Source organism: Limibacillus sp. MBR-115, assembly GCF_040549425.1.
Lineage (GTDB): Bacteria > Pseudomonadota > Alphaproteobacteria > Kiloniellales > CECT-8803 > Limibacillus > Limibacillus halophilus.
Genome location: NZ_JBEPTJ010000001.1, coordinates 766,764 through 775,805 on the forward strand (window position 1 = coordinate 766,764; position 9,042 = coordinate 775,805).

The 9,042-nt window shown below is 57.4% G+C and carries 10 protein-coding genes and 1 tRNA gene; 6 read left to right on the forward strand and 5 right to left on the reverse strand.

Annotated features, from left to right (window positions below; translation table 11 throughout):
* Window positions 1-18: 18 nt before the first annotated feature.
* A complete protein-coding gene (locus ABIE63_RS03590) occupies window positions 19-999 on the reverse strand; it encodes a threonine/serine dehydratase (protein WP_354502852.1) in 981 nt (326 codons plus the stop codon).
* Between the two features lie 334 nt (window positions 1,000-1,333).
* Complete coding sequence (locus ABIE63_RS03595; RefSeq protein ID WP_354502854.1) at window positions 1,334-1,711, reverse strand: tautomerase family protein; 378 nt, start codon at window positions 1,709-1,711, stop codon at window positions 1,334-1,336.
* 96 nt (window positions 1,712-1,807) lie between these two features.
* On the opposite strand from ABIE63_RS03595, the gene ABIE63_RS03600 reads away from it, so the two are divergent.
* The gene (locus ABIE63_RS03600; RefSeq protein WP_354502855.1) at window positions 1,808-2,665 is read left to right on the forward strand and encodes a LysR substrate-binding domain-containing protein; all 858 of its coding nucleotides are present in this window, start codon (window positions 1,808-1,810) and stop codon (window positions 2,663-2,665) included.
* 103 nt (window positions 2,666-2,768) lie between these two features.
* Here ABIE63_RS03600 and ABIE63_RS03605 read toward each other — a convergent pair whose 3' ends face one another.
* Window positions 2,769-3,380 carry a TetR/AcrR family transcriptional regulator gene (locus ABIE63_RS03605; RefSeq protein WP_354502857.1) on the reverse strand — a complete coding sequence of 204 codons (612 nt, stop codon included), beginning with the start codon at window positions 3,378-3,380 and terminating at the stop codon, window positions 2,769-2,771.
* Window positions 3,381-3,563: 183 nt separating this feature from the next.
* Between ABIE63_RS03605 and ABIE63_RS03610 the strand changes: the two genes are divergently transcribed.
* The 3 genes from ABIE63_RS03610 (at window position 3,564) to ABIE63_RS03620 (ending at window position 5,530) form a co-directional block, all read left to right on the forward strand.
* Complete coding sequence (locus tag ABIE63_RS03610; RefSeq protein WP_354502859.1) at window positions 3,564-4,502, forward strand: homocysteine S-methyltransferase family protein; 939 nt, start codon at window positions 3,564-3,566, stop codon at window positions 4,500-4,502.
* Window positions 4,503-4,643: 141 nt separating this feature from the next.
* Window positions 4,644-4,883 carry a DUF1127 domain-containing protein gene (locus tag ABIE63_RS03615; protein WP_354502861.1) on the forward strand — a complete coding sequence of 80 codons (240 nt, stop codon included), beginning with the start codon at window positions 4,644-4,646 and terminating at the stop codon, window positions 4,881-4,883.
* Window positions 4,871-5,530, forward strand: coding sequence for a GNAT family N-acetyltransferase (locus ABIE63_RS03620; RefSeq protein ID WP_246377918.1), 660 nt, complete (start codon window positions 4,871-4,873; stop codon window positions 5,528-5,530). Before ABIE63_RS03615 ends, ABIE63_RS03620 begins: the two co-directional genes overlap by 13 nt.
* A gap of 133 nt (window positions 5,531-5,663) precedes the next feature.
* Here ABIE63_RS03620 and ABIE63_RS03625 read toward each other — a convergent pair whose 3' ends face one another.
* On the reverse strand, window positions 5,664-6,566 hold the full coding sequence (locus ABIE63_RS03625; protein ID WP_354502863.1) for a LysR substrate-binding domain-containing protein: 903 nt from the start codon (window positions 6,564-6,566) through the stop codon (window positions 5,664-5,666).
* A 120-nt stretch (window positions 6,567-6,686) separates the two neighbouring features.
* Between ABIE63_RS03625 and ABIE63_RS03630 the strand changes: the two genes are divergently transcribed.
* Both ABIE63_RS03630 and ABIE63_RS03635 read left to right on the forward strand, forming a co-directional pair.
* Window positions 6,687-7,352 (forward strand): NAD(P)H-dependent oxidoreductase, encoded by a 666-nt coding sequence (locus ABIE63_RS03630; protein ID WP_354502865.1) that lies wholly within the window; start codon window positions 6,687-6,689, stop codon window positions 7,350-7,352.
* Between the two features lie 640 nt (window positions 7,353-7,992).
* Window positions 7,993-8,634 carry a YitT family protein gene (locus ABIE63_RS03635; protein ID WP_221205928.1) on the forward strand — a complete coding sequence of 214 codons (642 nt, stop codon included), beginning with the start codon at window positions 7,993-7,995 and terminating at the stop codon, window positions 8,632-8,634.
* Window positions 8,635-8,951: 317 nt separating this feature from the next.
* Here ABIE63_RS03635 and ABIE63_RS03640 read toward each other — a convergent pair.
* Window positions 8,952-9,028: transfer RNA gene (locus ABIE63_RS03640), tRNA-Met, on the reverse strand.
* Window positions 9,029-9,042 lie beyond the last annotated feature (14 nt).

Sequence of the window (9,042 nt, forward strand, 5' to 3'; positions counted from 1 at the left end):
GGCAGGCCCTTCCTCTATTCATGCGATCAAAGCTTGAAAGCGGGAAGCATCAACATTGCCGCCGGTGATAAAGGTTGCGACGGTCCGGCCGCGAATATCGATTCGGCCGCTAAGCACCGCGGCCAGCCCGACGACAGCACCGGGTTCAGCTACGAGCTTGAAGTGATCGAAGGCAAATCGCATCGCAGATCGCACCTCGTCGTCGGTTACGATCAGGCCGCCTGCTAGAAGTGAGAGATTGACCGGAAAGGTCACATCGTTCGGGATCGGCGTCATGATCGCATCGCAGATCGTTCGCCGTCCAACCGGATTGGCGATGCGGTGGCCTGCAGCAAGGGAGCGGCAGGTGTCGTCGAACAGTTCCGGCTCGACGGCGAAAACACGCGTGCCAGGAGCCGCCTCGGCCATAACGATTGCCGTAGAGGCGGTCAGACCGCCGCCGCCGCAGGGCACGAGTACATCGTCGGGCGTGATGCCAAGATCCCGTGCCTGTTCAAGAAGCTCAAGGGCTGCTGTCCCGGACCCAGCCAACACCTGGGGATGGGCGCTGGGCGGCACCTCGATCCGTCCCGTCTCGCGCTCGATTCTCGCGATGACATCCGCCGACGCTTCGCTGTCCCGCTCATAGGTGACGATCCGGGCACCCATTCTCCGCACTGCATCCCTTTTCGCAGGAGGCACGTCCGAGGGCATGACGATCACCGCCGACGAGCCGACAATCTGCGCGGCGCGCGCCAATCCCAGGGCATGGTTGCCCGACGAATAGCTGACCGCACCCCGCTTCCTCTCCTCCGCGGTCATCCGCACCATCCGGTGATAGGCGCCCCTGATCTTGAAAGCCCCGGTTCGTTGCAAGTTTTCCGCCTTCAGCAGAAGCCTGCCGCCCAATGCCTCGTTCACCTCTGGGTTTTCGATAACCGGTGTGCGAAGGGCCACACCTTCGAGCCTGAGACCGGCCTCGCGAATCTCCTCCAAGGTGGTCGGAAAGGGTTGGGTCATGACAGACGCACCAAAGCGACGCTGTTGTCGTTGAGTAATCCCATCCCGCCGCCTTTTGCTCCAATTGTCCCGGAAGTTGGCCGCGCAGCCGATGGTGCGAGCGCCCGTCGGACATTTGCCCTCGTGGTTAGTTCACCATAGTCGCAGACCCAAAGAGTCTGGACCAGCCCCGAGTCTAGACCAGCCCCTTGACGAAGTCGCGTCAGCCTAAACGAGGGCGGGGTTTCTCCGAGAGCGGAGGATGGCTCCGCCCAGAAGCCGCCAGAGACCCCGGACCAGGAACCACCGGTGCCGGTATCGACGCAGTGCCCCTTCAGGAATCCATCCCCTCGCCTCACGCGAATTGCGCGACACCGTGGCCGAACGACCAGTTCTCCTTTGCCGAGCCGGTCAGCACGATGAAGAGGTCTTCCGGCCGGATGCCGGGGTTCTCGCCAAGCAGCTCGGCAATCCGCTTGTAAAGCGCTTTCTTCTGCTCCGGGGTACGCGTGTCGAAGACGGTGATCGCGATGTAGACGAGATCGTCGCCGCGGGTGACACCGAAAGCGTTGCCATAGCGGAAGTTGGCCGCATCATGCTCCGTCATGGTCATGAATTGGTCGCCTTCCGGCACGCCAAGCGTTTCGCGAAAGGCCTTGTAGAGGTTGTCGAGGATCGCCTGCCGGTAGGCCTCCGGCTTTCCGGCGCGCAATGAGATCTGACAGAACGGCATGGGAAGTATCCTTTCCAGTTTCACTTGCGTTTAGATAGCTTTCGACTCATTATTTTGAAATGCTATTTCTTGTGATATCAATGATAATGTCTGATTATGACTGAACGTCCCCTCGACCTGGACGCGGTCCGGACCTTCGTGCACATCGCCGAGCTCGGCAGCTTCACGCGCACCGCCGAGACCATGATGACGACGCAGGCTGCGGTCAGCCTGAAACTGAAGCGGTTGGAAGAGAGGCTCGGCTGCCGGCTCATCGAACGGACGCCGCGGCACGTCGAGCTGTCGGCGCAGGGCGCTACCTTCCTCCAGCACGCCCGAGAGCTCCTGGAGGCTCACGACCGCGCCTTCGCCGCCTTCGCCGCCGCCCGGCAACGCCTGACCATCGGTATCAGCGATCACGTCGCGGGACCGGAACTGCCCGAGCTGATCGCACGCATGAACCTGCAGGACTCCCAGCTGCTGATCGAGATCCGGATCGGATCTTCGAGCGACCTGTTGCAGGCTTTCGACCGGCGTGAGCTGGACGCGGTGATCGCACGCCTGCACGCTGGGCGGAGCGACGGGGAGGTTGTCGCCGAGGAGAAAATCGGCTGGTTTGCAGCGCCGAATTGGCAACCCCGAGCGGACGAACCGCTGCCGCTTGCCACCATGCCGCCGCCTTGCGGGGTTCGCAACATGGCGTGCGAGCACCTCGATACGGCCGGCGTGGCCTGGACAGAGGTCTTTGTCGGCGGCGGCGTCGCCGCTGTGTCGGCGGCCGTCATGGCCGGGCTCGGTATTGCCGCAATGGCGCGGCGCATGCTGCCGCCCAACGCGGTCGAGGTCGGGCAGAGACTGGGCCTTCCGGATCTACCGCGCCTGCCGATCCTGCTGCACACGAGGGATAGGAATGACCGATCCCGCGCTGCGCTCGCCGCCCTCTCCGCTGCCTTCAGGAACGTAGCGCGGGACTAGCGCCTGTACGGCAGGGATGGCGGCTTCGGCATCCGGGAGGCTTTTGTCGCTGGTCGCGGGGCGTGAATCCACCGGCAGCGGTTAAAGCTGTTCGCACCAGGTTTCAGTCCCTTGGCGTGAACAGCAGCTTGACATACTGACGCAGCAAAAGGATCTGCCCTGCGGTCATTCTTGGCTCGCCCAGCGCCTTGGCCATGACGATACCGCCTTCGACGACTGTGCTGACGAAATCGGCGAGCGCGTCGAAACCCACCTCGTCCTGGGGCGGATACTTTTCCGCGATCTGCTCGAACATCTCCCGGAACCGTTGGCGCCAACCCAGGACAGCACGCCGATTGGCGTCGCGGACCGCCTGGTTGAACAGGCGATCCTGGTATGCCGCCGTGGCCACGAGACAGCCTGGATGCCCGGTCTGCATGTCTTCCAGAAGCTCAGCCAAAAGCTTGAAACCGATCAGCACGCGTTGGAGCGGGTCATCCGACAGCTCCCACGCGCGGGCCCAGAGATTGTCGAATATCTGGTCCTCGATTTCGATGTGCCGCTCGATCAGCGCCAGTGCCAGGGCGTTCTTGTCGGCAAAATGATAGAAGAACCCGCTACGCGTCACATCCGCTGCCGCCACGATCTCCTCAATGGACGTCGCGTCGAACCCCTTTGCTAGGATCGACTCCTGCGCGATGTCCATGATCTGCTCTCGTTGGCTCGGCCTGGGCATTTCAAACTGAACCCTTGGTCAGGTTTCCGTCGCATCGTGGAGCATGCGGTACAAGCATCTCCTATCCAACATAATGATATTAAACAATAAATAGCATTATCATGTAAGTATACCACGCGTTCTCTGTTCAAGGATAGTACCGCGCCAGTACAACTGCCGCGCCAGTAGTAATGGAGGACAGCAATGAACTACGCAGCTAATTTCAGAACCTTTATCGCATCCGATCAGCCCTGGGTGGCGGACGGCGGACTCGAAACCGACCTGATTTTTTCTTACGGGCTCGACCTGCCCCACTTCGCCTCGTTCCACGTCTTCGACACCACGGAAGGTCGTGCGACCCTGGCGCGATACTATGATCGCTACATCGACATTGCCCGTCGCGCGGGCACCGGCTTCGTCCTGGATACGGCGACCTGGCGCTCTGGGGCGTACTGGCCTGACATCGTCGGCCGGTCTCTTGCTGGTATCGAGGCGGCGACCCGCGAGGCGGTGCGCTTTGCTCATGCGACCCGCGCGCGGCATAGCGACGTTCCGATGGTAATCAACGGTGCGGTTGGTCCGGCGGGTGACGGCTATGCTCCCGACCGACTCTACACACCCGACGCTGCCGAGGCGGTCCATGCGCACCAGATCGGTTGGATGGCCGATGAGGGTATCGAGATGGTTTCAGCCGTTACAATGACCCACCCCGGCGAGGCCATCGGGATCGTTCGCTCGGCCCAGGGAAACGGCCTGCCCGTCGTGGTCAGCTTCACGACCGAAACCGACGGCCGCCTGCCGAATGGCCAGTCTGTTGCCGACGCCATCGCCGAAACCGATGCCGCGACCGGCGGCGCGCCGGTTTTCTACATGATCAACTGCGCGCATCCCGATCACTTTGCGGGTGTGTTGGCCGGTGGTTGGGTGTCGCGCATCGGCGGCATCCGTGCCAACGCCAGTCGCATGAGTCATGCCGAACTGAATGAGGCCGAGGAACTGGATGCCGGCAATCCCGAAGAATTCGGCCATCTTTACGGCGCGCTCTTCCGGAAGTTGCCGCAGCTTCGGGTCATGGGCGGATGCTGTGGCACCGATCACCGGCACATCGAGCAAGTCTGCCTCGCCTGCAAGGTGGCCGCGTAGAGACAGGTGGCGAGCCCATCCGGGGCAGCCAGACCGGCAGGGCCGGTCAGAGCCCGCGCCAGTCTCGCTGGCGCGGGCCATCGCCACCGCTTGGCCGGACTGCCCATGGTCTGGCGATCACATTGAACGGAGACGAAGGACATGACGGAAATCATTGCACCCGGCGTAGGGAAGTCCGTTGGGAGAAGGCTGCGCGCAGCCAACTGGTTATTCAAAGCGTGTCGCGATGCATCGCGCAGGTATCACGACCGGCGTACCATCGCGCATGTCACGGACTTGAACGACCACTTGCTGCGCGACATCGGGCTGTTGCGCCACCAGATCGAGCCCGCGGTGCATGGCAAACTCAAACGCACCGAGGTTGGAAAATGGCGCGCATAGCCCCTATGGCAGGCGCCGGTTTTGATATCCGCTGGGCACATAGCGGGGACGCAACTGAAATCGCCCGGTTGTTCCTGATCGCCTCCGACGGGCTTGCCGCCTACATCTGGGGAGGCAATACCTCTCCCGGCCAGTCAATGGAAGAGACCGGCGCAGCCCGCTACGCGCGAGAGGGTGTCCTCTTTTCATATCAGAACTGCCTGATCGCAACCTCCGGGCCGGAGGTCATCGGCATGCTCCACGCCTTTCCAATGCCCGATCGTGCGGGGGGCGAAGCGGACCCCGATCCGGTGCTGCGCCCCTACTCGGAACTCGAAGATCCGGGATCGCTCTACATCTCGGGGCTTGCCGTCTATCCACGCCACAGGCAGCAGGGCGTTGGCGATGCGTTGATGGACTGCGCGGAGGCGCTCGCTATTACAAGGGCCCTGCCCAGGATCTCGCTCATCTGCTTCGAGCGGAACGACACGGCACGCGCATTCTATGCCAGACGCGGCTTCACTGTCGTGGATCGCCGCCCTCTCGTTCCACACCCGACGCTTCACTACAAGGATGGCGATGCGCTGTTGATGGTCCGCAAGACCTTCTTGTGGGCCGGGAGCAAGGCCATAGATTTCTGCGCCGCAGGCGACTCCCACCATGACTAGGTGAAAAGGTGTGCTACTCGAGCCGCCTGACAGACATCCTGCTGGAATCATAAAAGCCCCCGGGGTTCTTCCCGGGGGCTTTTATGATTGGTTGCGGGGGCACGCAAGCAACGACAATCTAAAGCAATATCAGTCAGAAGAGGCTCTTCTGGATTTCTGGAAACAACCACTCAGTAAAGGCCACGACGTTTTTGTTGCGTTGATTATGGGGGGGCACGACAAGGTAATATGTCAAACCTGTAAATTCACCCTGTAAGGTATTGTTAGAAAAAGGAACAAGCCATTGTTCTTTCACGGCGTTTCGGACCAGTATCGAGCTTACAAGGGCAATTCCCTGACCCGCCAAAGCGGCCTGAATGACGTGATGTTCCTGGTCAAACCGCCTTACAGTGTAGTTAGTTTGACTTTCCTCGCGTCCTTGTTGATTGATAAGCGCTTCCCAGGCAATAGGCGGCAATGATTTGTTCACCCACTCAGTTTCCAGAAGTTGAGCGTCATTTAGGTTAGTGAATTTATCAAGGTATGCTGGAGTAGCGTACATTCCAAATTTTTCAGTAACTAGTTTTGATGCGTGAGGCTGCGCGGGATCGTACTGCCCATAGCTGATCGCAAGATCAATGCGACGGTCACGCATGACATCAATTTTTTGCTCTCCTGTTTGAATGGAAACATCAATACCAGGATTTGCCTCGTAAAATTTTTCTAGGTTTGGCACCAGCCACATGGAGGCAAATGAAGATGTTGTACTAATAGTCAGCATCTCTTTTGAGCCGACGATATCGTTGACGGTCTCGTTGATCTGCCGAAAGACGTTGAATGTAGTATCTGAAAGTAATTCCCCGTCTCTGGTTAGCTTGACAGCGCGGATCTGGCGCTCAAACAAACGAGTCCCAAGCCCCTCCTCCAATGTCTTGATTTGGTGAGAGACCGCCGTTGGCGTCACATGTAACTCGTCAGCTGCTTTTTTGAAGCTTTTCAGTCTTGCAGCAGCATCAAAAGTTCTAAGAACATTAAGGGATGGCAGCTTCGAGTACATTAAACACCTCAGTCTAGATGAATTTTTTTCATCCATAACTAAGAATTCGTCATTCGTCAAATACCCTTTCAAGGGCCACATTTCTTTCAACAGTCAATAGGCCCCATGAAAGGACACCAGATGAAAACTCTGCTTCATATAGATGCCAGTGCAAGAAAAACAGACAATCCAGTACCAGCATACAACTCGATATCAAAATCAATTGCGGCCACATTTATAGAGACATGGCGTACATTTAATAATGAAGATAAAATCATCTATAGGGATGTGGGCGACAACCCACCTGACTTTATCAGTCAAGACTGGATTGCCGCTGTTTTTACGCCAGATAACGCCAAAACTGACAATCAAAAGGCCTTGCTTTCATTGTCAGATACATTGATCAGTGAGGTAGAGCAGGCTGACATCATTGTCATGTCATCATCCATGTACAATTACGGCATGCCTGCCACCTTGAAGGCCTGGTTTGATCAAGTGATCCGCATCCACAAGACATTCTCCTTTGACTTGGCTCGTGGGGACTTTCCGCTAGAACCCATTATGTCAGGTAAAATACTGGTATTGATAACTTCCAGCGGTGAGTTTGGTTTCGGAATTGGTGGTATCCGCGAAAAAATGAACCACTTAGGCCCTCATATACAGACATTGAGCCACTATTTGGGCGTTGAAACATTCCACGAGATTAACGCGGAGTATCAAGAGTTTAACGACGACCGGCACAGAGATTCTGTCACAAACGCCCACAAGGCAGCGGAAGGTCTGGCTCTGAAACTGGCCAGTTTCTAAAAGTGTACAGATAGTGGGAATCATCATATACACCGATTCTGTGCGCCCATTCTGCAGAGAACTCTAAAGGGTTCTCTCACAAAGATGGACTGTCGTTAGTTTCGTGGGCGGAATTTGAACTCTTCGATTTTTCGGTGAATTATCCGCCTCTCCGCCTGCTTCCACTTTGCTTCCCAGCATAGAAAAAGGGCTTAGCCTTGTTTGGCTAAGCCCTTGATATTATTGGTTTCGGGGGCCTGAAACCACCGACCGTTTACCCGGTATTGTCAGAAGATTTTTGGTTGAGAGAACTTGTGCCATCGCCTAGCCCGCGCACACTCATTGTCACGGACAGATTCCGATTGTATGGCGCCGCACTCAGGGAAGTAAGGGCTGCTGATTACAAGGAATGCGGCCGCTGGCTGAACAACCAAGTAGAAAGCTCACACCTGCCCTTTCGACGATGGGAGCGGAGCTAATTGGAGATCGTCATCGTTCGCGCGCGTGCTCTGTAAATGCCGTGTAAGTGCCAAGCTTTCTGTGTACCATCCACACGGTCACAACCCCCAATCGCTAATGCTTTTTCGTGGATCTGGCTTTGAAATTTCTTTCGGTCAAATCAGTCCCAATTCTCCGATGGAGTTCGCCAAAGGCTTTCACCATGAGGCCGCCATTGATATCGCTCGCGTTCCTCATCGTTGGCTTGTTGGTATTTGGTCTGGGAGAAGCATTACTGGTCGCCGCGGGTGTCGGCGTGAGCCCCTGGACCGTGTTCGCCCAAGGCGTGACCCATGTAACAGGTTGGAGCCTGGGATTAGCGACCTTTGTCACCAGCGTATGCGTTTTAATTTCATGGATTCCGCTCAAACAGACACCCGGGATTGGAACGGTCCTCAACGCAATCATCATAGCGTTGGTGTTGGAATTTGTGCTGCCCTTTCTGCCAACATTTGAATCCTACGCCGCAAACGCGGTGCTGGCTCTGGCGGGGGTGCTGGTGACCGGATTCGGCGGGGCCATCTACCTGATCGCGAACTTGGGTCCAGGCCCCAGAGACGGCCTTATGACCGGGCTTCAGTCTGTCACACATCAACCCATCGCACTCGTGCGCACCTGTCTTGAGTTGACGGTCGTTGCGATCGGCTGGGCTTTGGGTGGCACGCTTGGCTTGGGCACGGTTTTCTTTGCCTTGGGTATTGGACCAGCAATGGCAGCCGGTATGCAAATTCTGCAGCTTCGGAGTACCGCGCACTCAAAGTTACCGGAACAGCCAAAAAGGCAGTGTCAGAGCAAATCGCATTGAAGCGGACAAAGCGGTATTGTCAAAAAAACTTCGGTTGACAGGACCTGTGCCGCCCCCGTGTGCAAGCTCAATTTCCCGGTACCACTGGCGGCCCGATTGGAAGGATCCAGAAGATATTGAGGAGGATCCGTGACGCCGCTTGGCCTGAGCGATGTTAGATTGCACGACCTACGGCACACCGTTAGCAGCCTGGCGCATAGGGCTGGACTAACACAGAGCCAGGTCGCAGACCTGCTGGGCCACCGGCAAATGGCTACACCATGCCCACAAGAGAAAAGCCGGCTCATTTCTGAACCGGCCTAAGCTCTTGATATATTTGGTTGCGGGGGTAGGATTTGAACCTACGACCTTCAGGTTATGAGCCTGACGAGCTACCGGGCTGCTCCACCCCGCGTCAAGTGTTTGTTC